Source organism: Nocardia rhizosphaerihabitans, assembly GCF_014646295.1.
Lineage (GTDB): Bacteria > Actinomycetota > Actinomycetes > Mycobacteriales > Mycobacteriaceae > Nocardia > Nocardia rhizosphaerihabitans.
This window is the reverse complement of the sequence record NZ_BMNE01000007.1, coordinates 140,894-162,101: the sequence shown is the minus strand read 5'-3', so window position 1 is coordinate 162,101 and position 21,208 is coordinate 140,894. Positions and strand designations below refer to the sequence as shown.

At 68.1% G+C, this 21,208-nt stretch carries 21 protein-coding genes and 3 pseudogenes; 9 read left to right on the top strand and 15 right to left on the bottom strand.

Translation table 11 applies throughout. From position 1 onward, the window contains the following. Positions 1-26: 26 nt before the first annotated feature. Both IEY60_RS27755 and IEY60_RS27750 read left to right on the top strand, forming a co-directional pair. Positions 27-485: a MarR family transcriptional regulator gene (locus tag IEY60_RS27755; protein ID WP_189033447.1), complete on the top strand. Its 459-nt coding sequence runs from the start codon at positions 27-29 to the stop codon at positions 483-485. 117 nt (positions 486-602) lie between these two features. Further along, entirely contained in the window at positions 603-1,631 is a 1,029-nt protein-coding gene (locus tag IEY60_RS27750; protein ID WP_189033446.1) for an alpha/beta fold hydrolase, read from the top strand. Positions 1,632-1,643: 12 nt separating this feature from the next. Here IEY60_RS27750 and IEY60_RS27745 read toward each other — a convergent pair whose 3' ends face one another. Next, on the bottom strand, positions 1,644-2,927 hold the full coding sequence (locus tag IEY60_RS27745) for a class I SAM-dependent methyltransferase (RefSeq protein WP_189033537.1): 1,284 nt from the start codon (positions 2,925-2,927) through the stop codon (positions 1,644-1,646). Positions 2,928-3,004: 77 nt separating this feature from the next. Next, positions 3,005-3,553: a DUF2637 domain-containing protein gene (locus IEY60_RS27740; RefSeq protein ID WP_189033445.1), complete on the bottom strand. Its 549-nt coding sequence runs from the start codon at positions 3,551-3,553 to the stop codon at positions 3,005-3,007. Between the two features lie 358 nt (positions 3,554-3,911). Here IEY60_RS27740 and IEY60_RS27735 point away from each other — a divergent pair, with 358 nt between their 5' ends. Next, a complete protein-coding gene (locus tag IEY60_RS27735) occupies positions 3,912-4,298 on the top strand; it encodes a beta-sandwich lipoprotein (protein WP_189033444.1) in 387 nt (128 codons plus the stop codon). A gap of 146 nt (positions 4,299-4,444) precedes the next feature. On the opposite strand, the gene IEY60_RS27730 is transcribed toward IEY60_RS27735, so the two are convergent. Then, positions 4,445-5,158 (bottom strand): cutinase family protein, encoded by a 714-nt coding sequence (locus IEY60_RS27730; protein WP_189033443.1) that lies wholly within the window; start codon positions 5,156-5,158, stop codon positions 4,445-4,447. A gap of 147 nt (positions 5,159-5,305) precedes the next feature. On the opposite strand from IEY60_RS27730, the gene IEY60_RS27725 reads away from it, so the two are divergent. Beyond that, positions 5,306-5,584: a hypothetical protein gene (locus tag IEY60_RS27725; RefSeq protein ID WP_189033442.1), complete on the top strand. Its 279-nt coding sequence runs from the start codon at positions 5,306-5,308 to the stop codon at positions 5,582-5,584. Between the two features lie 71 nt (positions 5,585-5,655). On the opposite strand, the gene IEY60_RS27720 is transcribed toward IEY60_RS27725, so the two are convergent. Further along, positions 5,656-5,994 (bottom strand): hypothetical protein, encoded by a 339-nt coding sequence (locus IEY60_RS27720; protein WP_189033441.1) that lies wholly within the window; start codon positions 5,992-5,994, stop codon positions 5,656-5,658. A 130-nt stretch (positions 5,995-6,124) separates the two neighbouring features. On the opposite strand from IEY60_RS27720, the gene IEY60_RS27715 reads away from it, so the two are divergent. After that, positions 6,125-6,691: a type 1 glutamine amidotransferase domain-containing protein gene (locus IEY60_RS27715; RefSeq protein WP_189033440.1), complete on the top strand. Its 567-nt coding sequence runs from the start codon at positions 6,125-6,127 to the stop codon at positions 6,689-6,691. Here the strand turns inward: IEY60_RS27715 and IEY60_RS27710 are convergent. The 5 genes and pseudogenes from IEY60_RS27710 to IEY60_RS36685 form a co-directional block, all read right to left on the bottom strand. Beyond that, positions 6,688-7,641 (bottom strand): annotated as a pseudogene (locus tag IEY60_RS27710) (LLM class flavin-dependent oxidoreductase); the annotation flags it as partial. The gene IEY60_RS27715 and the pseudogene IEY60_RS27710 overlap by 4 nt on opposite strands. Positions 7,642-7,700: 59 nt before the next feature. Beyond that, entirely contained in the window at positions 7,701-8,234 is a 534-nt protein-coding gene (locus tag IEY60_RS27705; RefSeq protein ID WP_189033535.1) for a DUF1684 domain-containing protein, read from the bottom strand. A 127-nt stretch (positions 8,235-8,361) separates the two neighbouring features. Then, a pseudogene (locus IEY60_RS36695) lies at positions 8,362-8,805 on the bottom strand (DJ-1/PfpI family protein); the annotation flags it as partial. 394 nt (positions 8,806-9,199) lie between these two features. Further along, positions 9,200-9,346: pseudogene (locus IEY60_RS36690) on the bottom strand (DJ-1/PfpI family protein); the annotation flags it as partial. After that, on the bottom strand, positions 9,313-9,540 hold the full coding sequence (locus IEY60_RS36685) for a type 1 glutamine amidotransferase family protein (RefSeq protein ID WP_444543808.1): 228 nt from the start codon (positions 9,538-9,540) through the stop codon (positions 9,313-9,315). The gene IEY60_RS36685 and the pseudogene IEY60_RS36690, both read right to left, overlap by 34 nt. A 125-nt stretch (positions 9,541-9,665) precedes the next feature. Here IEY60_RS36685 and hpnE point away from each other — a divergent pair, with 125 nt between their 5' ends. After that, a complete protein-coding gene (gene hpnE, locus IEY60_RS27695; RefSeq protein ID WP_189033439.1) occupies positions 9,666-11,030 on the top strand; it encodes a hydroxysqualene dehydroxylase HpnE in 1,365 nt (454 codons plus the stop codon). A 76-nt stretch (positions 11,031-11,106) separates the two neighbouring features. Here the strand turns inward: hpnE and IEY60_RS27690 are convergent, their stop codons facing one another. Then, the gene (locus IEY60_RS27690) at positions 11,107-11,538 is read right to left on the bottom strand and encodes a MarR family winged helix-turn-helix transcriptional regulator (RefSeq protein ID WP_229740179.1); all 432 of its coding nucleotides are present in this window, start codon (positions 11,536-11,538) and stop codon (positions 11,107-11,109) included. 113 nt (positions 11,539-11,651) lie between these two features. On the opposite strand from IEY60_RS27690, the gene IEY60_RS27685 reads away from it, so the two are divergent. From IEY60_RS27685 to ligA, 3 genes are all read left to right on the top strand, one after another. After that, positions 11,652-12,779 carry an NADH:flavin oxidoreductase gene (locus IEY60_RS27685; protein ID WP_189033438.1) on the top strand — a complete coding sequence of 376 codons (1,128 nt, stop codon included), beginning with the start codon at positions 11,652-11,654 and terminating at the stop codon, positions 12,777-12,779. Between the two features lie 585 nt (positions 12,780-13,364). Then, a complete protein-coding gene (locus IEY60_RS27680) occupies positions 13,365-13,895 on the top strand; it encodes a VOC family protein (protein ID WP_189033437.1) in 531 nt (176 codons plus the stop codon). Positions 13,896-13,954: 59 nt separating this feature from the next. Beyond that, a complete protein-coding gene (gene ligA, locus IEY60_RS27675; RefSeq protein WP_189033436.1) occupies positions 13,955-15,946 on the top strand; it encodes an NAD-dependent DNA ligase LigA in 1,992 nt (663 codons plus the stop codon). A gap of 69 nt (positions 15,947-16,015) precedes the next feature. Here ligA and IEY60_RS27670 read toward each other — a convergent pair whose 3' ends face one another. The 5 genes from IEY60_RS27670 to IEY60_RS27650 all read right to left on the bottom strand — a co-directional run bounded on the left by IEY60_RS27670 (position 16,016) and on the right by IEY60_RS27650 (position 21,203). Continuing rightward, complete coding sequence (locus IEY60_RS27670; protein ID WP_189033435.1) at positions 16,016-16,507, bottom strand: DinB family protein; 492 nt, start codon at positions 16,505-16,507, stop codon at positions 16,016-16,018. A gap of 311 nt (positions 16,508-16,818) precedes the next feature. Continuing rightward, positions 16,819-17,385, bottom strand: coding sequence for a hypothetical protein (locus IEY60_RS27665; RefSeq protein ID WP_189033434.1), 567 nt, complete (start codon positions 17,383-17,385; stop codon positions 16,819-16,821). A gap of 55 nt (positions 17,386-17,440) precedes the next feature. After that, on the bottom strand, positions 17,441-18,544 hold the full coding sequence (locus IEY60_RS27660) for a PDR/VanB family oxidoreductase (RefSeq protein WP_189033433.1): 1,104 nt from the start codon (positions 18,542-18,544) through the stop codon (positions 17,441-17,443). Beyond that, entirely contained in the window at positions 18,541-19,428 is an 888-nt protein-coding gene (locus IEY60_RS27655) for a metal-dependent hydrolase (RefSeq protein ID WP_189033432.1), read from the bottom strand. Before IEY60_RS27655 ends, IEY60_RS27660 begins: the two co-directional genes overlap by 4 nt. Further along, a complete protein-coding gene (locus tag IEY60_RS27650; protein WP_189033431.1) occupies positions 19,425-21,203 on the bottom strand; it encodes an N-acyl-D-amino-acid deacylase family protein in 1,779 nt (592 codons plus the stop codon). The genes IEY60_RS27655 and IEY60_RS27650 overlap by 4 nt, the downstream gene beginning before the upstream one ends. Positions 21,204-21,208: the final 5 nt, after the last annotated feature.

Genomic DNA, 21,208 nt, shown 5'->3' with positions numbered 1-21,208 from the left:
TATCAGCGTAGGAGGCTTCGAGCATCATGGCAACCAGTGCACGGCAGAATGCCGAAGAGGAGGTCTTCCGCGCCTACCTCGATGCCGTGGGTTTACACGGCATGGCCGGGGCGGCAGCAGCAGGACTGCATGCCTCCGAGTGGTACGCGCTCAGCCAGCTCGCCTTGGCAGGCGCTTTGACCTCGGGGCAGTTGGCGGAGCGAACAGGCCTGACGACCGGCGCGACCACCCGCCTCATCGACCGTCTGGAACGGGCCGGTTACGTCCGCCGAATCAGCGACCCGACCGACCGCCGCAAGGTCGTCGTCGAGCCGGTGACCGAGGCTCTCGCGGGAATCAGCGAGCTGGTCGCACCGGCCCGCCGCAGGATCGCCCAGATCCTCGACCGCTACACACCGGAGCAGCGCGCGGTGCTCTTCGACTACTTCGCCCACGCCGCACCCGCCTTTCGTGCGGCGACCGAAGAGATCCGGGCAAGCCGGTAGCGGCCTGCGTCGGGACGGGCGCAAGTTGCCGAATCGGCAAGGTTCCTTGCAGGACCTCACCGCGTCGGCCAAAACTGGCGGGACGGACCGAAACTCCCGACCCCCCAGGAAGACACGATGACTATCGCAGCTCAACGGCCGACAGGCCGACTGCATCGATACGCCCGCGCGGTGGCTGTCACCGCGATCTCCGCGCTGCTCACGGTCGGCTCCGCGGCGTGCAGCACGACGACCGCGGCAGAGGTTCCCTCCTATGCGGTCGCCACGCACGGCGACCGGGAATTCGACAAGACCTTTCGGCACGAGTTCGCCGAAGTCGACGGTGTTCGTATGCATTACGTGACCGGAGGGAGCGGCTCGCCGGTGGTGCTCATCCACGGATGGCCGCAGACCTGGTACGGCTGGTGGCAGATCATGCCCGCGCTCGCCGAGCACCACACCGTCTACGCCGTCGACCTTCCGGGGCTGGGGGACAGCACCGGCTCGCCGAGCGGCTACAGCAAGGCCACCCTGGCCCGCTACGTCCACACCCTCATCGCGGACCGGCTCGGGGTGCGCGACGCGCAGATCGTCGGGCACGACTTCGGCGCCGCGGTGGCCTTCCAGTACGCCACCCAGTTCCCCGCTGACACCGCACGTCTCGGATACCTCGACCTGCCGCTCCCCGGGCCAGCGGTAGACGCTCCGACCTACCGCTCGATGAGCTGGCACATCGCCTTCCACGCCCAGCAACAGGTCCCCGAGGCGGTGGTCGGCGACAATGTCCGTGACTACCTGACCTTGTTCTATCCCCAAGTCGCTTTCGGTGGAACGGCTTTCGGTGGCACCTCGCGACGTTCTCCGTTCACCGATGCCGAAATCGACGAGTACGCAAGGACTTACAGTCGGCCCGAGAACCTGGCCGACGGTTTCGAGCTGTACCGTGCCCTGGACCAAGATGTCCGCGATTCGGTGGCGGCGGCGCCGACGAATGTCCCGACTCTGCTCATGACCGCGCAGGGACAGCTCGACCCGGTCCGGGCGAGTACAGCGGCCCGATTGGCCAATATCGTGCACGCGGTGGACGTTCCGAACGCGGGACACTGGCTCGTCGAAGAGAACCCGCAGTTCGTCACCGCAGAGCTGTTGCGATTCCTTCGCGGGTGAGCGCGGCAGTGCCTAGCCCCAGGCGCGCCGTGTCGTGGGCATATCGGCGTCCCCCGTTGCTTCCGGCACCACGCCGAGGACCTGGTGGATCCCGAGTCCGCCGTCCTCGAAGCCCAGCGCGGAGGCGGCCATATAGAGCCGCCAGACTCGTGCGCGCCCTTCGCCGGCAGATGAAACCGCCTGTTCCCAAGCGTTTTCCAGATTCGCGACCCACTGGCGAAGGGTGCGCGCGTAGTGCTCGCGCAGGGCTTCGACGTCACGAACTTCGAATCCGGCGCGTTCCATGGCCAGGACGACTTCGCCCACGTCGACGAGTTCGCCGTCCGGGAAGACATAGCGCCCGATGAAGGAGCGATTCTGCATGACGGAGCCGCCCGGCGAGGAGATGGCGTGGTTGAGCAGCCGTCCGCGTGGGCGCAGCAGTGCGCGCAGGGTGTCGAAGTACTCGGCGGCGTTCTTGGTGCCGACGTGTTCGAACATGCCGATCGAGGAGATGGCGTCGAACTCCTCGCCCCGCAGGTCCCGATAGTCGGCGAGCCTGATCTCGACACGGTCCGACAGTCCAGCGTCGGCGACTCGCCGGCGCGCGAGCTCGACCTGAGCACTGCTGATGGTGACGCCGACGACCTGCGCCCCATAGGTCGACGCCGCGTGCATCGCCATCGACCCCCAGCCGCATCCCACGTCGAGCAGGCGCATGCCCGAGTGCTCTGACAAGCCCAGTTTGCGGCAGACCAGGTCGTGTTTGGCGCGCTGCGCGTCCTCCAACGAGCCGTCATCCTCCGGCACGAAGCGCGCACAGGAGTAGGTCATGCTCGGTCCGAGCACCAGCCGGTAGAAGTCGTTGCCGACGTCGTAGTGATGACTGACCGCCGCGGCATCGCGACGCTTGGTGTGCAACGGTCCGCGCCGCGGTCGCGCCTCCTCCGGCGGTATGTCCGGGCGGCGACCGAGCGCCCCGAGTCGCCGTGCCGCGCCGATGGCCCGCCAGGCCGCACCGAGGCCGAGACGGGCGTCGTTCGGCGCGGTCGACTGGAGGGCTCGAAGCATCGTGAAGATGTCGCCGTCGAGATCCACTGTGCCGGAGACGAAGGCACGCGCCACGCCGAGTTCGCCGGGCGCCCAGACCAGGTGGCGCAGCGCATCCTCGGATCGCACGCGCATCGTGCCGGGGCTCGCGCCTTCGGGTTGGATCGTGCTGCCATCCCAGAATTCGAACCCCACCGCAGGGTGCGGGCCCAAGGTGGCTCCTAGCAGAGATTCGAACGCGGCAGCGACCGTGGTCTGGTTACCCATGCCACCACTATGGCCCGCGTCGCGCCGCTGCCAGGGCAGCGACGCAGTATCCGACCTCGACCCGGTGGGTTCGCCCCTTATGTCCGGGTCTTCGGTGTCGTCGGAGTTCGGGCCTCGCTGCGGTGCTGATCCCACCACGCGGCACCGTCGGGGTGGGCGGGGTTCGAGTCTTTCGGCGACGGCGCGGCCGGTATGCCGAGGACCCTCAGCCGCCAGTCGTCCTCGGGGATCGCGGCCACGATGCGGACCGGAACGACTGCCGTGAGCAGCAGGTAGTTGCCCACACAGATCATCAGGCAGATCGGGGGAACGGAGACCACGGTCGCGATCTCGAGGGTGCCCATCTCGATCGGATCGCGGGAGACGGCAAGCACGTTCCCGAAGATGCTGGCCAGCACTGCGGCGATGAGCAACAGCTCGTAGACCCGCACCATGGACGTGGCCTTCTCGTCGCGGATACCGACCAACGTGATGAAGGTGCAGGCGACCAGCGCGACGGTCAGGCCGACCACCACCGGCCACAACCAGGTCAGGTGCTCAGGAACTCCGGCCGCTCGCGCCAGGGTGGAGGTGAAGGTGAACGACGCAATCGCCGCGGCGACAACCAATAGCGACCCTAAGCCCACAAGCAGCTTCGGTACCGTGAACGGAACAGGGCGGGGGAAAGGGTCCGTGTGGTCCATCAGGCTCCATCCTACGGGCTACGGCCACCAATCATGCAGGCACTCAACAGGGTACGGCCACGCGCGCGGTAGACACCGCACAAACTTCGCCACGGGTGCGTGACCCGCCGGCTCGCCGACGTCGAGGGCTGAGGGATCAGCAACCCCGATCGGATACAGAAAACTCGCGAAGGCCCGATCTACCACAGGCGAGAACGTCTAAAGTAGTGCGGGCGTGCACGTTCGAGACGGGGGAGTTCAGGCTCGGGCTTTCCGGGCTTCTCGATCGTGACTGCGCCATCACTGAGGTAGGGGGTAGGAAATGAAGCCGAAGCTCGTCGCCGTTGCTGTGGCGCTGTCCGCGGGTGTCATCGCATCGACCGGGTGCTCGAGTGACGCCGACGTGGTGTCCAAGAACCTGTCCAAAGAATCGGACCAGTTCAAGATCGACCGTCGGGTGGTGTTCTTCAACGGAATCACCGACAAGTACCTGCTGTCCATCGAAGGCAAGTGCTCGATCAAGGACGAGAACAACCAGCTCGAGGTCACGTGCAAGACCGGTGACGACGAGTACAAGAAGCACTTCCTCGGACTGTCGGACAACGTGAGCTACTTCGTGGAACAGCTCGAATCCGCTGAGGTGAGCCGCTATCACTACAAGGTGATCTTCAAGCCCGAGACCATCCTCCCCGACGTCGACCGCCCCTGAGAAGCCTGCCCTCGCGAGACTCGAGGCCGCCGAGCCCGGATGCTCGATGCCACGGCAACGACCGCCGACACGGTTGACGCGGCGATCGATCTGTCCCGGCCGCTTACAGCCGGTCGTGGATGTCGCGGGTCTCGGCCTTTCGACGGCTATGAGCCGAGCTGTTCGCCGACGAACGCCGCGGCCTGGTCACGGTTGCCGTTGACGAAGTACGCGAAGTGGCCGTAGCTCAAGGCATTTGCGAACCCGGCGGCCGGGTCGCCACCCTGGCAGACGCGGTCGCCGGCATTGCAGTAGTCGCGCAGGCGGTCGGCGAATTCGGCGAGCGCGCCTGCGCGGAGTGCGCCGGTGCCGGACAGGGCGGGGTCGAAGTTCCCGCGGTTGTAGGGTTCGGCGCCGTTGAACAGCGGGCTGCCGAACAGGGCGACGGCGTCGATCCGCGCGGCCGCCTGGTCCGTCAACGCGTTTCTTGCGCTGAGGGTGTTGCCGATGACGCGGGCGCCCTGCGAGTAGCCGAGCAGGACGAGCTGCTGGTCCGGGCAGGTGGCGGCGGATTCGTTCAGCAGAGTGGTCAGGTTCTCGACGCCGCGGATGGCGCTGTCCGGGGCCATCGAGGCCGGATATTCGAGTTCGGTCACCGTGGTGCGGCGGCCGGATTCGTCACCGATCCGCTTTCCCAGGGGAGTGAGGAGCAGGCTGCCGACCTGCGGTTCGAGGGTGCCCCGGACGGTGACGACCCGGACCTCCGCGCAGCCGGTGGGGGCGGTGGATGGCTCGGCGGCCGCAGCCGGGAAGGTGGTCAGCGCCAGCGCTGCTGCGGCTGTTGCGGTCGAAGACAGCAGGATTCGAGATCGTCCACGCATCCGTCCACTGTATGGGCCGAATGGGCGACAGACCGGGTTTCCGTAGGTTCCCACGGATCGACCACGGCGCGACAGACAGTAAAACTTGGGTATTTCACAATGTTGTCACTCGACTACTGTCGGCGAACACGTTCATAGGAGGTAGTCATGATTTCTCTACTCACCAAAACCCTTGCCGCCATTGCTCTTTCGAGCGCCCTAGTCGGTGCAACCCTGGGTCAGGCCTCAGCGCAGGCCGCTCCGGCCACCGTCACGCCCGCGGCCGACACAGAGACCGGATCTGCGTCAGGATCCGCCGAGATGCTGCTGGCCTGGCCACTCGGCTTCGTGCTTTTCGGCGCCTGCTTCGCCGACGGCGACAGCCAGACGCACAATCCCCTGTGCCAAGCGCTCCTTGACCTGACCGCAGGCAGCACCGGCCGCTGACAACGCTCGCCGCTTCGCGCCGTCGGCCCCGCACCTGCGGGGCCGACGGCGGTTGGCGTCACCGTGTGCCGTCACGAACTGGCACCGATCGCCAGATAGGCCGTCATCAAGACGAACAGAAACCAGCCCGCGCCCTGCCAGGCCCGCCAACTGCGGCCCGCGCGGAATCGCTGAAAAGTGTGCACGAACGCGCCGATGCCGCCGGCCAGCAGGATCACGGCGGGACCGAACAGCACCGCGGTCTTGGCCGCGTCGTCACACAGTCGGGTGTCCGCCGCCGCGCACGCGTCGCGGTTCGCGGCCCACACGGTCGCGAGCACGCAGACCACAGCGGCTACCGCGATCACCGACAGGCCGTAGATCGCGGCCTGCCGGAAAGCCTGCTCGTCCCTCCCACGATTGTCGGCCAACGCTGGTACCTCCCGTGCGGGCGTCTCTCCATCAGAGCACACGAACGGTCCACATCCTGTTTAGGACCCGGAATCCGCGGTACCGCCACCAGAAGACGAAGGCCAACGCCCGACCCGGAAGGAACGCACGATGACCGAGCAGACGCTCACAGGAAGGCGGGTCGCCATTCTCGCGACCGACGGGGTCGAACAGATCGAGCTGGTCCGGCCCCGCGCGGCGGTCGAGGAGGCGGGCGCGACGACCACACTGCTTTCGCTGAAATCCGGCAGCATCCAAGCCATGAACCACGACGTCGAGAAGGGCGACACCTTCGCCGTCGAGGGGCGCGTCGCCGCGAAGAGCCCCGACGATTTCGACGCCCTGATCCTGCCCGGCGGCACCACCAATCCCGACAAACTCCGCCAGGATCCCGCGGCGGTGCGCTTCGTCAAGGACTTCGCCGCCACCGGCAAACCGATCGGAGTGATCTGCCACGGACCGTGGACCCTCGTCGAAGCCGACGCGGTCCGCGGCCGCACACTCACCTCCTACCCGAGCGTGCGCACCGACATCCGCAACGCGGGGGGCATCGTCGTCGACGAGGAGGTCGTCGTCGACAACGGCTTGGTCTCCAGCCGCAACCCCGGTGATCTCCCCGCGTTCTGCGCCAAGATCGTCGAGGAGTTCGCCGAGGGCAGGCACCTCGCCGCGACCTAGCCGAGCGCGGGTTTCCACCCCAGCTCTGGAGCGATCAGCTCCACCGTGTCGTGCAGGACCTGCTCGTAGTCCGCACGGTGGAACTCGTAGGGCAGCTCCAGACGAAGTTCGCTGGTCTGTGCGAGGACCGGATCGGCCCGCAGCTGGTCGAGGATCTGCTCGGCGGTCCCGACGACATCCGGGGCGTAGAGCACCCGCCGCTCGCCCTGCGGGCCGAGGGTGCGTTCGTGACGGCTCGCGGCATAGGCGCGGTACCGCTCGCGGGTCGCGCGATCGGCGCTGTCGAACGGAACGATCACTCGGCCGACCGCGACGCGCGCCGGTCGCGACGGCTCGATCCGCTCGCGATAGTCGCTGATCAAGCCCAGCTGAGCCGTCGCGAAATCGTCACTGCTGTCACCGAAGACGATGTTGCCGCTGAGCAGATTCAGCCCGCTCCCCGCGGCCCAGCGCACCGACCGGGTGCTCCCACCGCCGTACCAGACACGGTCGGCCAGACCGGGACTGTGCGGCTGGAGCCGAGGGCGCTGGGTGCCGCCCGGCGAATGGATGACGGCGTCGCCGAGGTAGTGGCCGCGCAGGTTCTCGACCAGCCGGGCCACCCGGCCGTAGGACAGGTCGAAACTACGCCAGTCGCCGTCGAAGACCAGATCGCCGATCAGGTCGGCATGCGGAGGCGTCCCCGCGCTGAAACCCGGCTGCAAGCGGCCCTTCGACAGCACATCGGCCAGCGACAGGTCCTCGGCCAGCCGGAACGGGCTCTCGTAGCCGATCGGGATGACGGCCGTGCCCAACTCCACCCGGCTCGTGCGCTGGGCGGCGGCGGCCAGGAAGACCGCCGCCGAACCCACACCGTGCTCGAGATGCCGCTGCCGGACCCACGCACCGTCGAACCCGAGGCGCTCGCCGAACTCGAACAGCTGCAGGGTGTCTTCGAGACCGGTGTACGGATCGTCGTCGAGGTAGTTGCCCGGGGTCAGGAACGCCAGCGTGCTGATCTGTGGTGCGCTCATCCCTGGCGCTCGTGGGGGATTTTCTCTCCCGCTTCCACGGCGATCGGGAGCCGGTTCTCGGCAGGTGGCAGCGGGCAGGTCGCCAGATCGGTGTAGGCACACGGCAGGTTCACCGCACGGTTGACGTCGAGCACCACCGTCGCGTCGGCATCCGGCGTCGGCACCCGCACCGCGCGATTCGCCGCGTAGGTGGTGACGCCGGAGGTCGCGTCGGTGAACAGCGCCAACAGGTCCTCGGGATTCTTGCCGGGGAACGCGGTCAGGCGCAACAGCTGACCGTCGACCTCGAATTCCACCAGTCCCGGCGCGTCGTAGACGTGCTCGAGCCCTTCCACCACACCATCGGCCCCGGTCGACCAGGCGCCGGGCGCATCGTCGAAGCGCTCCGGGCTCTCGGTGAGCCAGTGCAGACTCGTGATGGCGAGGAACCCGTGCCGATCGGAAAGCTGCGCCTCCTGCAGCCGATGCCATTCCTGCCATTCGGCGGTGAAAGTGTCCACCTCGGCGGCCGGCGTTACCTGTGTTGCCATGTATCGATGTAATCCGACGCCGCGGCCGACGAACAGGATTGCGCTCAGCCCGAACGCAATTCGGCTCGCGGCTAGGTAGTTCCGCGTCCGACGAGCACGGTGGATCGCCGCGCTCCACAGCAACTGCACCGCCGGAAGCACCTGATGCAGCTGGATGGACTCCTTGGTGAACTGGGCCGTCGCTCTCGCCGACGGGTTCGACGCCGAATGTCCGGAGGACGGGCAGCATGAGCCAGTGTGACGTAGCACGTCGGCCGCGCAGCAGGCCGGCGGCCGCCAGGATCGCCGAGCCCGAGCACACCGACGTCGTCCAGGTCGACGACTCGTGGGCGCGACGGAGCCAGTCGGGCAGCTTCCCGTCGCGGGCGTGCTCCATCGACGTCATGCCCCCGGGTACCAGAATGATGTCGGGGGAGGGGGTCTCGTCGAAAGAGTGTGTCGCGCCGATCAGCAGCACTCCCGAGTCGGCCGGGATCGGACCCGGCTCGTGCCAGACGAAGCGCACTTCGGCGTCGGGCAGGGCCTCGCCGACCTCCTGGGTGAACACCCGGGTGAAGTGTCGCGGGCTCATCGCGGCCCGGCGCGCGAGCGCGGGAATGCTGTGTGCACCAGAGGGTTCGGACTCGATCGCTTCCTGCACCTCGCGGATGGGTGCGCGGTTGGCGCGTGGCGTCCATACCGGCGCGGCGAACTGCGTCTGTCCGCCGGGCCTGCGCAGATACATGACGAGATAGCGAGCCACCATCTGCGCGGCCTCGGTGCCGTAGTCGTCCTCGACGAGCGCCAATGCCAGGTCGATTCCCGCAGTGACACCCGCCGCGGTCCAGCCGCGCTCGGAGCTGCGGACGAAGATCGGCTCGGGATCGACAGTGACCGAAGGGAATTCGCCGGTCATCCGGCCCGGCGAAGGCCCAGTGCGTGGTGGCCACGCAGCCGTCGATCAGGCCGGCTTGGGCCGCGAGGAACGCGCCGGTACAGACGCTGACGATGCGGCGGGTGTGCTCGGCCGCGGTCTGTATCCACGCGACGAGCTCCGGATCGAGCCGGGCATCGTCGACCCCGAGACCGCCGGGCAGGATCAGCGTGTCGAGCGGATCGCGAGGATCGGGCAAGGGCCGGCGAGCAGGGCGAGGCCCGTCTGTGTGGTGGCCGGTTCGCCGGTGCGAGTGACGACGCCGACCGAATAGCCGTCATCTGCGCGACCCTGGCCGGTCAGGTAGAGAGTGGCGGAGGTGAACACCTCGAACGGACCGACCAGGTCGAGCGCCTGGAGGCCCGGATATCCGAGGATGAGGACTGTCTTCACGAATTCAGTGTTGGCGACGGCTGCTATGGCGTCCAGGCCATGGTCCCCACAGATCAGGACATGGATGTTGCCCCGCCTTACGGCATCTGCCGATATAAAGAGAGAGTTCGAGCTACATTGTCTCAATGGTGGGCACAAGCGATTCGCGCCGGTTCGTCGTCATCGGAGGTGGGCTGGCCGGTCTGGCTGCCGCGGTGTGGCTGGCGGAGGCTGGTAAACAGGTGACGCTGCTGGAGCGGCGAGCTCGGCTGGGTGGCCGCACGCAGGCGATGCGCGTCGCCGAGGTGAACGACCTTCCCGACAACGGCCAGCATGTGGTGGCCAGCGGATACCGCAGTCTGTGGCGGTATCTGGACAGCGTCGGCACCCGGCAGTACGTCGAGTTTCCGGGCGCCGGAAGTCTGCGCTGGCCGGGCGGGCGCGCGGTCATGTTGTATACCAAGGGTTTCGGAGCATGGCGCACGCTGATGGGTGCGCATCCCGACGCGGGCCCGCTGGAGCGGCTGCGCGCGCTGCGGTCCTCGCTGCAGCTGGTTCGGCAGGCACTGTGGCAGCCGAAGGATCTCGCCGACATCACCACCGACCAGTGGTTCCAGCGCGTCGGCATGCCCGCGAAAGCGCGGGAAGCCCTGTGGGATTGGCTCGCGCTCGGTATCGCGGCGGAGCCGGTGGACAGGGAGTCGGCGAAGGTGTTCGCCGATGTGTTGGCCACCGGGGTCCGGATCGGGGTGCAGGACCGGACGGGTGTCACGATCGGGTATCCCACCGTGGACCTGGACACCCTCTACATCTCCGGTGCCGAGAAGGTCTTCGACCGCCACGGGGTCGACGTGCGCTACCGGGCGGTGGCTCGCAAGATCATCATCACCGACGGGAGGGCGACCGGCGTGCAGCTGGCGGATGGCTCGGTGATCGAGGCCGACGCGGTGATCTGCGCGGTCCCGAACTCCAATATCGGCGGGCTCCTCGACGACCTGCCCGAGCATGCCGAAATATACGCTGCCGCAGACAAGTTGGGCGTCACCCCGATCGTGAGCACGAACCTGTATCTGGACCGGCCGCTGAAGACCAAGTCGGCCATGGAGGCGCTGATCGGCGGCACCGGCGTAATCGATCAGGTCTTCGACCGGCAGCGCATGCACGGTCGCACACCCGACGGCACCTGGCTGTACTGCTTGACCACCAGCGGCGCCTACGAGCAGATCCACAAGAGCAACGAGGAGATCGTCGCCGAGCAGATGGAGCTCATCCGCCGCTACTATCCGGAAGCCGCCGAGGCCGAGGTCGTGACCGGCCACGTGGTGAAAATGCCCAAAGCGACGTTCTCCCAGGTTCTCGGCACCGACGACCTGCGCCCCGGCCAGCGCACGTCGGTCCCGAACCTGATGCTGGCAGGCGACTGGACCCGCACCGACTGGTCGGCGACGATGGAAAGTGCCGCCCAGAGCGCCGAACGCGCCGTCGCGGCGCTCCTGGACCGGCCGAGCTAGATCATGACCAGGTGCACCCGGGCCGGTCGGCCATAGGGGTTCGCGGTTCGGGTGCCCGCGGGTCAGGTGCCGTGGATCAGGAAGGCCGGGAGGCGAATACCCGTTCCAGCAGGGCGCGCAGGTGGTCGCGGTCCTGGTCGCTGAGGCTGTTCAGGCCGTCTTGGGTGGTACGCATCTTCGCCCGGATCGCGTCGGTGACCCGCTCGCCCTCGGGGGTGATGACCAGACGTGTGACGCGCCGATCGGAGGGGCTGGCCTCGCGGCGCACGAGGTTGCGTTTCTCCAGCCGGTTGATGATCCCGGTGACATTGGAGGCATCGCAGGACAAGACCCTGGCCAGGGTGCGCATCGCGACAGGCCCGCGGCGGAGCACCGTCAGTGTCTTGCCCTGGCTCGCGGTGAGGTTCTCGCTCGCCGCCGCGGCCGTGAAGTCCCCGTAGTAGGCGCCGAGCGACACCGCGAGCAGCTCCATGAGCTGGGTCGTGTCGACGCGAGGAGCTTCTGTCATGAGACCACTCTATCCGCAGAAACTTGACCATCTCAAATATCTACCTCTACGGTGTCGGTATTGCTTGAAGTTCTCAACCATCGACATTGTCAAGTAGCTTTGAGGAGCATCCAGTGATCGTCACCGCGTCCGACGCCTCCCGCACCGCCGAGGTCCTGTCACGGCCCGTCACGTTGAACGGCCTGACCGTCCCGAACCGCATCGTGATGGCGCCGATGACGCGCATGTTCTCCCCGGGCGGCGTTCCCGGTGACGACGTGCGGTCCTACTACGCCCGCCGCGCCGCCGCCGGCGTCGGCCTGATCGTCACCGAGGGGACCTACGTCGGCCACGATTCCGCCGGGCAGAGTGATCGGGTGCCGCGCTTCCACGGCGAGGAGCAGCTGGCGGGCTGGGCGAAGGTCGCCGAGGACGTGCACGCGGCGGGCGGCACGATCGTGCCGCAGCTGTGGCACATCGGCATGGTCCGCAACCAGGGCGAGCAACCCTACCCCGACGCCCCGGCCATGGGTCCCTCCGGGATCGGCGCCGACGGCACCGAGGGCGCGGGTAAGACGATGACCCAGGGTGACCTCGACGATGTCGTCGGCGCCTTCGCCGAGGCCGCCGAGGCCGCCGAGCGCATCGGTTTCGACGGCGTCGAGCTGCACGGTGCCCACGGCTATCTGCTCGACCAGTTCCTGTGGGCACAGACGAACCGCCGTGACGATGCCTACGGCGGCGACCCGGTGGCCCGCACGAAGTTCGCGGCCGAGATCGTGGCGGCGGTCCGGGCGGTCGTCTCGCCCGATTTCCCGGTGATCTTCCGCTACTCGCAGTGGAAGCAGCAGGACTACCGCGCGCGCCTGGCCGAGACCCCGCAGGAGCTCGAGGCGATCCTGGCCCCGCTCGCCGCGGCCGGTGTCGACGCCTTCCACGCCTCCACCCGCCGCTACTGGCTCCCGGAGTTCGACGGCTCGGACCTGAACCTGGCCGGCTGGACCAAGAAGCTCACCGGCAAGCCGACCATCACCGTCGGTTCGGTCGGCCTCGACGGCGATTTCCTGCGCGCGTTCACCGGCGAGGGCGCCGAACTCGGCAACCTCGACAACCTCCTCGACCGCCTCGAGCGCGACGAATTCGACTTGGTCGCCGTGGGCCGCGCCCTGCTCCAGGACCCGGAATGGGCATCCAAGGTCCTCGGCGGCCGAACCGACGACCTGAAGCCGTACGACGCGGCGGCATTGAAGACGCTGAGCTAGGCGAGTCCCGCTGTGCGATAAGGACTCTCGCCGCCGCGAGCGCCGACGTCGGCGGCGCACCACAATGGTGCGCCGCCGATCGTGGAAACCGGGTAGCAATCGTCGACAGCAGCGTGTCGGCGCCCCGGAAGAGCCTTCCCAAGGGGGCGCAGCTCCTCCCGCGACGCCGAAAATCGTTCGCGCACTGGCAACCCTGCCGGATAGCCTGGTGACACCACGAATGAGCTCTGGGGAGGAGCGAAACAATGTGGAACTGGGGAAAATCTGTCGCAGAACACGCCGCCGCTGCCGCATGGACGACCTGGCCGCCGGCCGAGACACCACTGACCGTTGTCGACCCTCCGGCGTGGGGTCGGTCGGCCGGTGAAACCGAACCGAGTGGGGGAGAAGAAGGGACCTGCGCGGCAAGTCCGTCGCCTAACTAGGCGACCGGGTGGGGTGCAGGTGCCCGCTTGCTCAGGCGAGGCGGCGCCTGCACACCCAGGTGGTGTCGGTGTCCCGCTCCCCGGTCATGCGGTGTTGCCGAGGGGTGAATCCGTGGGACTGTGAGGGGTCGGGAACATTCGATCCAGGAGGTCATCGGAGATGCGGGGAATCAACCACATCGTGCTGTTCGTCGCGGATCTGCCGCGCAGTATCGCGTTCTACGAGGACGTGCTCGGATTCGAGCGGCTCGCCGAAGGGTTCCCCGGCGGTGCGTTCCTGCGCCACCCCGGCTCGGCCAACGATCACGACCTCGGGCTCTTCCAGGCCAGGACGGCGGCCGGACCGGCGGGGTCGGTCGGGCTCTATCACGTGGCGTGGGAGGTGGACACTTTGTCCGAGCTCGCGGCGGTCCGGGACCGGCTGGTGGCGGCGCACGCGCTGACCGGGGCGAGTGATCATGGGTCGACCAAGGCGCTCTACGCCCGCGACCCCGACGGCATCGAGTTCGAGGTGTGCTGGCTGGTGCCCGACGAACACGTCGAGGACGCGCTGGCCCCGGGCACTTCGATGACCGCGCCCCTGGACCTCGACGCCCAGATCCAGCGGTACGGCGCGGATACTCCGGGCGGCCCGCGCACCGATCCCCAGGTGTGGGCGCGTGTCGCGGCGCGGCGGGCCGCGCTGTCCTGACCCGGATTCCGCCCACTCGGCGGCAGAGTTGTCGGTGGGGATCGGTAGCGTCGCGTGCTGTGGAAACTGGGGAACGCATTCGAGAACTCGCCGACCGTATCGTGGCGCTGCGCGACGCCTACTACCAAGGCGCGCCGCTGGTCGCCGACGCCGAGTACGACACGATCGAAGACGAGCTTCGTGCCCTGATCGCGGCACACCCCGACCTCACGCCCGACCCGAATCCGCTCGAGCAGGTCGGCGCGCCCGCGGTGCTGCACGCTCCGGTCCGGCACTCGCGTCCCATGCTGTCGCTCGAGAAGGCGACCAAACCCGAACAGGTCGAGGCGCTGTTCAACCGCTTCCCCGGTCAGCCGGTGGTGGTGATGCCCAAGCTCGACGGCCTCTCGCTGGCCCTGGTCTTCGAGGACGGGCGCTTCGTGCGTGCCGTGACCCGCGGCGACGGCACCACCGGCGACGACGTCACCATGTTGGTCCGCGCCCTGGTCGACGGTGTTCCCGAACGGATCGATGTCCCGGGACGGGTGGAGGTGCGTGGCGAGGCGGTGATGCTGCGGTCGACCTTCGCCGCCTACAACACGGCACATCCGGACAAGCCGCTGATCAATCCACGCAACGCCGCGGCAGGCACACTGCGGGCGAAGGACCCCGCGACGGTCGCCGAGCGTCGACTGCAGTTCTTCGGCTTCGATCTCGACACCTCCGCGGGCGGCGCCGCGGTCGACCTCGCGGAGGGGTTGCGGGCGCTCGGCGTCGAGGGTGCCCAGATGCGCTTGTGCACCGACGCCGAACAGGCACAGGCGGCGATCACCGCGGTCGAGCAGGGCCGCAACGAACTGGACTACGACCTCGACGGCGCCGTGCTGCGGCTGGCCGACCGAAATGCCTACGCGGCGGCCGGAACACGGTCGAACTCGCCGCGTGGCGCGCTGGCGTTCAAGTTCGCCGCGGAGGAGAAGACCACGGTGCTGGCCGATGTGGTCTGGGACGTCGGCAAGACCGGCAAGATCGTCCCGGTCGCGTGGCTGGAGCCGGTTTTCGTCGGTGGCACGACGGTCACGAAAGCGACGCTGGCCAACCAGGAGGTCATCCGCGCCCGCGACATCAAGATCGGTGACACCGTGCTGGTGCGCCGCGCGGGCGACGTGATCCCGTTCGTGGCGGGCGTGCTCGACGCGGCGAAGCGGACGGGCCAGGAGCGCGAGATCGTGCCGCCGACCGTCTGCCCCTCGTGCGGACAGCCGGTGACCGAGCAGGGCAACAGCCGAGAGCTGTTCTGCACCAACGTTTCCTGCTCCGCCCAGACGGTGCGGCGGCTGATCCACTGGGCCTCGCGGGCCGCCGCCGACATCGACGCCATCGGGCAGGTGTGGATCGAGCGCCTCGCCGAGGCCGGAATCCTGGAGCGCCCGTCGGACTTCTACACCCTCACCCAGGAGCGCCTGCTCGAATTCGACCGCATCGGCGAGGTCTCGGCCGCGCGGATGATCGAGTCGATCGATGCCAGTCGCCAGGTCGGCCTGCGCCGGGCGCTGATCGGCCTGGCGATTCCGATGGCCTCCGACGGCACCGCGGCTCGTTTGGCTCGCGCGGGATTCGGCTCACTGGAGGAGGTCGCCGACGCGGGTGAGGAACGGCTCGTCGCGGTGGAGGACATCGGACCGAAGGTCGCCGCCTCGCTGGTCGCCCACCTCACCCGCCTGCGTCCGGAGCTGGAGCGGTTGCGGGCGGCGGGTGTCGACCTGGACGTGCGCGCGGAGGACCTCGCCCCGGTCGTCGCGGCCGGCGCGCCCCTGGAAGGCAAGACGGTGGTGATCACCGGCGCCATCAGCGACCCGCGGTCGGGGGAGAAGGTCGCCCGACCGACATTTCAACGCCTGTGTGAGCAGGCGGGCGCGACGGCGGCGTCCTCTGTCTCGGCGAATACCGACCTGCTCATCACCGGCGCGGGAGTCGGTGACAGCAAGCTGACCAAGGCGGAGAAGCTCGGGGTCGAGGTCGTCGACCAGGGCGAGATCTGGAGCCTGCTGATCGATGCAAAGGTCGTCTAGCGGCTCCGACGACTTCCTGTCGGAATCGCCAGGATTCAGCGCTGGATACGCCAGATAGCAGGAGCGGGTTTATCGCGGTGCGGGGTGGTCGATCTGTTCGCGGAGAATATCGCCGTGACCTGCGTGCCTGGCGAACTCTTGGATCATGGCGAGCAGTGTCCAGCGCATGCTGACCTTTCCCTCGCGGGGAATATCCACGGTGTCGTCGAGGTCGAAGCGGGACGCGATCTCCCGTGAGCGCCTGCCGGCGCGTTCGAACTCGGCGATGACATCGGCCAGGGATTCGTCGTCGGTGACGGTGAAGGTGCCCTCGTCGCGGCGGGAGTAGCCATCGCATTCGGATTCGTCCAGGCCGGCCCAGAACCGCTGAAACCAGATCCGTTCCGCGGCGGCGGCATGTTTGAGCAAGGAGATCGGTGTCGTCAGCGACGCGACGAGTCGTCGGCGGGCGTCGGCCTCGGACAGGCCGCGCGCGGTCTCGACGAGTGCGGCGCGGTTGCGGTCGAGCATGTTCTCGATGATCGCGCGCTCGGCGCCGTCGGTGATTCCGTTGGTACTCATGGGCTTTCATTCCATTCTGTGATGTGGTCGAGGCAAGGCAATGCGGCGATCGATCTCGGGAGCGGGACCAGAGGTCCGGTGTCAGGGATCGGCCGGAAAGAACAAGGGCCTTCGATTCGCGCGGCGTGCGCGGGGAGCATGGCGCGGTGGACGACGTCGACACCGCGGCACAGGCCTGTCAGAAGGCGCTGCTGCCTGGAGCCAGGATATCGCAGAACTTCCGGGCCGCAAGGACGTCAAGCTCGCTGACGCAGCGGCCCGGTCGCTGCGCGGTACGGGTTAGGAGGTCGCGGCCACGATGGGCAAGGTACTCAGGCCATCATGCTCAGCAGCCCCAGGTTCTCGGCCAGCGCGCCGTCCTGGCCGAGCGCGATGAAGTCGGCCTCGACCTCGGCGCGGGCGAGCTTGCCCGCTCGCACCGCGCGGTAGCGCACATATGACCAGAGGAAGACGTCGAGGTTGTCGAAACGGGTCCCGCCCTCGAGCACACCCTCCTCGTGGAACCACACCGCGACCTGGCCGTTGGTGAGCACGACGTAGAGGTTGCCGCCGCCGTCGGCGCCGAGGGAGAACACATCCTCGTCGGTGAGTTCGGTGGCGTAGTCGGCATCGAGAATGGTGCAGTCGTTGCCGGCGAAGTCGAACGCGTAGGACCAGTCGAAGATGTCGAGGAATTGTGGTAGCCGGCCGGAGCGGACCCGGTGGTCGAAGGCCGCCAGTGCGGCGGCGTCGAGAGGCGCCAGCTTCTCGAGAAACGAGGCCACCGAACGGGTTTCGGCGGGGAGGACGACCGGTTCGGCGTCAGGGAACCAGCGGGCGAGATCGGCGTCGAGGCCGCGATCGGTGTAGCCGGCGAGATCGGCGAGGGTGAGCGTCACGTCCCGGATTGTAGAAACAGCCTCCGACATTCGCGCGCCGCATCAACCTCTGCCCTCACAGGTCCAGAACGAGAGTGTCTCCGTGGCCACGGGATACACAGGCGAGTGTCTTTCCCTCGGCATGGTCGGAGTCGGTGAGAACGGTGTCGCGGTGGTCGGGGGAGCCGGCGACGACTCGGACGACGCAGGTGCCGCAGAAGCCCTGCCGGCAGGAGTAGGGCTGGTTCGGGCGGGCTCGCAGGATGGCGGCGAGCATGGTTTCGTCGGCGCCTACCTCGACGATTTCGCCGGTGGCGGCGAGTCGCACGGCGAAGGGGGCGCCGTCGACGACCGGGGCGGGTGAGAAGCGTTCCGAATGGAATTCGACGCCGTCCATGTCCCTGATCGCGCTCAGGAGCGCGGCCGTCATGACGGTCGGTCCGCAACAGTACACCGCGGTATCGCCGTCGACGCCGGCGAGCAGATCCGCGGCGGTGGGGATGCCGTGGTCGGCGTCGGTGCGCACCGTGACGCGGTCACCGAACTCCGCGATCTCGTCGAGGAACGGGATGGTGTCGAGGGTGCGGCCGCAGTAGACCATCGTCCACGGCACGCCGAGCCGATCGGCGGCCCTGGCCATCGCCAGGATCGGGGTGATGCCGATGCCGCCCGCCACGAAATGCAGTCGGCGCGCGGTGGATCCGCGGCCGGGCGGAGCGAACAGGAAGGCGTTGCGCGGGCCGCGCACCATCAGTTCCGTGCCGACCGCCAGCTCGTCGTGCACCTCGATCGATCCGCCGCCACCGTCGGGGATGCGGCGCACCGCGATCCGGTAGGCGCCGCGGTCGGCGGGGTCGCCGCACAGGGAGTACTGGCGGATCCGGCCCGACGGTAGTTCCAGGTCGATGTGCGCGCCGGGCTGCCAGCGCGGCAGGCTGCGCCCCGACGGCGACTCGAGGCGCAGACTCACCACATCGGCGTCGGCCGCGACGAGGACCCGGTCGGTGACGACGACCGGAAAACGATGGTCGTTCACGCCGGATGGGAGCCTGCCCCGGTTGATCAGCGTCGACAGCGTCACTTTCGCGGTGGCGATCCGGTCGAGAACCCGGGTGGTCGGATCGTGGACGTGCTTGCCGTACAGGTCCGGCGGCAGCACGGTGGGGACGGGGCGGGTCACTGGTTCGCCGCCCTGGCCGCGGGAGACTTGGCGAGGTACGCGATCGCCTGCTCGGTCGACCCGACACTGTTCGGCGAATAGCGTGGGTTGAACGTCGACAGGGCGCTGATCGCGAGTGCGCGCAGTCGCGGCAGCGCCCCGCGCCGCATCGCGCCCAGGATCCGCCACAGCAGCATCGGGTAGCCGATGTTCGGCATGCCGGGATCCTGATTGATCAGGTAGCGGGTGCCGCGCAGGACCAGGACGAGCAGGATCGGGATGACGATCATCATCATGACCGCGCGCCGCAGATAGCCCGCGCCGAAGTAGATCGCCACGTCGTGGGCGACATTGCGGTGTTCGACCTCTTCGGCGCCGTGCCAGCGGAAAAGGTCCAGCATGCGCGGGTCGGCGTGGTGTTTCTCCAAGTCGGCGTTGAGGATCCAGTCCCCGAGCCAGGCGAAGAAGTGCTCGAGGCTGGCGATGAAGGTCAGCCGCTCCACCATGCGGGCCTCGGTGGCCGCGGTGCTGCCCTCGCGGGGTCCGAGGGTGTTGCGGAAGACGAATTCCATCTGCCGCACATACGGCGCGGTGTCGATGCCGTGCGCGGCGAGCACCCCGGCCAGCACCTTCTGGTGGGTCTCGGCGTGCATCGCCTCCTGGCCGATGAAGCCGAGCATGTCCTCGCGCAGTTTCGCATCCTCGACGTACGGCAGCGCTTCGCTGTAGGCCGCGCAGAACATCCGTTCCCCTTCGGGGAGCAGCAGATTCAGCGAGTTGACGACATGTGAGGCCACCGGCTCGTCCGGCATCCACCGCAGGGCGGTGTCGGTCCAGTCGAACTGAACATTGCGCGCGTGCAGCGCGACGTGGGCGTGCTGGGTACGACGCCGACGCAACTTCATCGGGACCCCTCCGCCGGTGTGGTGACAGCGGCAGCACCGGCGCGCAGGAAACTGCCGGTGCCCCAGTCGGTGCCGAGCCCGTCGGCGAGCGTGCCACGCTCGAACACCCGCTTGCCGCCGACGACGGTGGCGACCACGGCGTCGTCGTTGCGGTTGACCATCCGGTCGAGCCCGAACTCCGGCAGCGGCGCCTCGTGCAGTTCGTGCACCCTGGCGTCGAGCCCGGCCGGATCCAGGACGAGCAGGTCGGCGCGATCGCCTTCGCGCAGATGACCGGCATCGATCTGGAACCAGTCGGCGAGCTCACCGGTGAGCCGGTGGACGGCGCGTTCGACGCTCAGGAAGGGCTTGCCCGCTTCCTGCGCGCGCAGCACGCGTTCCAGCAGGCGCAATGGGTAGTTGTAGAAGGCCATGTTGCGCAGGTGCGCACCGGCGTCGCCGAAGCCCATCTGCACGCCGCTGCTGGCGGCCAGCTTGTTCAGGTAGTCGGGCCGGTCGTTGGCGATGGTGGTGCGCCAGCGCAGCGCGGCACCGTGCTCGACGACCATGTCGAGGTAGGCGTCCACCGGATGCAGACCCCGGTCCTTGCCGACCTGACCGATCGTCTTGCCGACCACCGACGGGTCGGGACAGGCCACGATCTCGGCGTCGAAGAAGTCGCGGTGCCAGATGCGCGGGGTGAACTTGTTGTCGTACTGCTTGCGGAACCAGCGCCGATAGGACTCGTCCTGTAGCAGTTCGTTGCGGTCGACCTGATCCTTCAGATGCAGCGCGGCCGCACCGGCGCCGAACTCTTCGAAGACGACCAGATCGATGCCGTCGGCATACACGGTGAACGGCACCGGCACGTGCTGCCAGCGGAAGTCGGTGCGCGCGAGACGGTTCAGCAGGGGCGCCACCGTCAGCATGAACCACACCAGCGGCGGGTAGGCCTTGGAGTCGGCCGCCGAGAGCAGCGAGGTGCGCAGCGGACGGCGGCCGATCCCCGCGCTGGCCAGGAAGAACTTGGCGATGTTCGGGCGCAGGCTCACCGTCGGCGCGCTCTGCAGGATGCGGCGGTGGCGGCGCAGCACCCGGTTCAGCGCCCGCACCTCCTTGCCGCGCGCGTAGGTCGAGGGCAGCGAGCGAGACCGGTATTCGTCGCCGTCGATCTTGTCGAGCGGGTTCGACATCGACGACAGGCCGAGGAAGCCCGCGGTGATCGCCTCGCCGAGCAGCTCCTGCATCCGCTCGATCTCGGCGGCGGTCGGCTTGGTGTCCTGGGTGACCGCGCGACCGAGGCCGAGCACATGGGTGCGCAGATCCGAATGACCCAGGAATGCGGCGATATTCGGCCCCAGCGGCAGCTCGTCGATCGCCTTCGCGTATTCGGCCGGACCCGACCAGGTGCGGGTGCGGTCGAGCGTCTCGTACACCGCGTCACGCGGCACGGCTTCGACCCGGCTGAACAGGTCGGCGCAATCGGTGTTGGATGCCAGGACCGTCGACAGCGAGCAGTTGCCGATGACGACGGTGGTGACGCCGTGGCGCAACGACTCCGACAGTTCCGGCTTGATCAGCACTTCGGCGTCGTAGTGGGTGTGCACGTCGACGAAGCCGGGCACGACCCACTTGCCGTCGGCGTCGATCACCTCGGTGTTCGGTCCGACAGGCAGCGGTTCGGCCGAAACCCGGTGCACGACACCGTCGATGATGCCGAGATGGCGCCGCGCGGCAGGCGCGTCGGTGCCGTCGAACCAGGTGCCGCCGGTGATGACGAGATCGAAATCGGTCATGAGGG

What these genes read in the sequence shown, in the direction of transcription:
- IEY60_RS27755 (WP_189033447.1), top strand. Translation starts at nt 27, where the DNA reads ATGGCAACCAGTGCACGGCAGAATGCCGAAGAGGAGGTCTTCCGCGCC.
- IEY60_RS27750 (WP_189033446.1), top strand. Translation starts at nt 603, where the DNA reads ATGACTATCGCAGCTCAACGGCCGACAGGCCGACTGCATCGATACGCC.
- IEY60_RS27745 (WP_189033537.1), bottom strand. Translation starts at nt 2,927, where the DNA reads ATGGGTAACCAGACCACGGTCGCTGCCGCGTTCGAATCTCTGCTAGGA.
- IEY60_RS27735 (WP_189033444.1), top strand. Translation starts at nt 3,912, where the DNA reads ATGAAGCCGAAGCTCGTCGCCGTTGCTGTGGCGCTGTCCGCGGGTGTC.
- IEY60_RS27730 (WP_189033443.1), bottom strand. Translation starts at nt 5,158, where the DNA reads ATGCGTGGACGATCTCGAATCCTGCTGTCTTCGACCGCAACAGCCGCA.
- IEY60_RS27725 (WP_189033442.1), top strand. Translation starts at nt 5,306, where the DNA reads ATGATTTCTCTACTCACCAAAACCCTTGCCGCCATTGCTCTTTCGAGC.
- IEY60_RS27715 (WP_189033440.1), top strand. Translation starts at nt 6,125, where the DNA reads ATGACCGAGCAGACGCTCACAGGAAGGCGGGTCGCCATTCTCGCGACC.
- IEY60_RS27705 (WP_189033535.1), bottom strand. Translation starts at nt 8,234, where the DNA reads ATGGCAACACAGGTAACGCCGGCCGCCGAGGTGGACACTTTCACCGCC.
- hpnE (WP_189033439.1), top strand. Translation starts at nt 9,666, where the DNA reads ATGGTGGGCACAAGCGATTCGCGCCGGTTCGTCGTCATCGGAGGTGGG.
- IEY60_RS27690 (WP_229740179.1), bottom strand. Translation starts at nt 11,538, where the DNA reads ATGACAGAAGCTCCTCGCGTCGACACGACCCAGCTCATGGAGCTGCTC.
- IEY60_RS27680 (WP_189033437.1), top strand. Translation starts at nt 13,365, where the DNA reads ATGCGGGGAATCAACCACATCGTGCTGTTCGTCGCGGATCTGCCGCGC.
- IEY60_RS27670 (WP_189033435.1), bottom strand. Translation starts at nt 16,507, where the DNA reads ATGAGTACCAACGGAATCACCGACGGCGCCGAGCGCGCGATCATCGAG.
- IEY60_RS27655 (WP_189033432.1), bottom strand. Translation starts at nt 19,428, where the DNA reads ATGAAGTTGCGTCGGCGTCGTACCCAGCACGCCCACGTCGCGCTGCAC.
- IEY60_RS27650 (WP_189033431.1), bottom strand. Translation starts at nt 21,203, where the DNA reads ATGACCGATTTCGATCTCGTCATCACCGGCGGCACCTGGTTCGACGGC.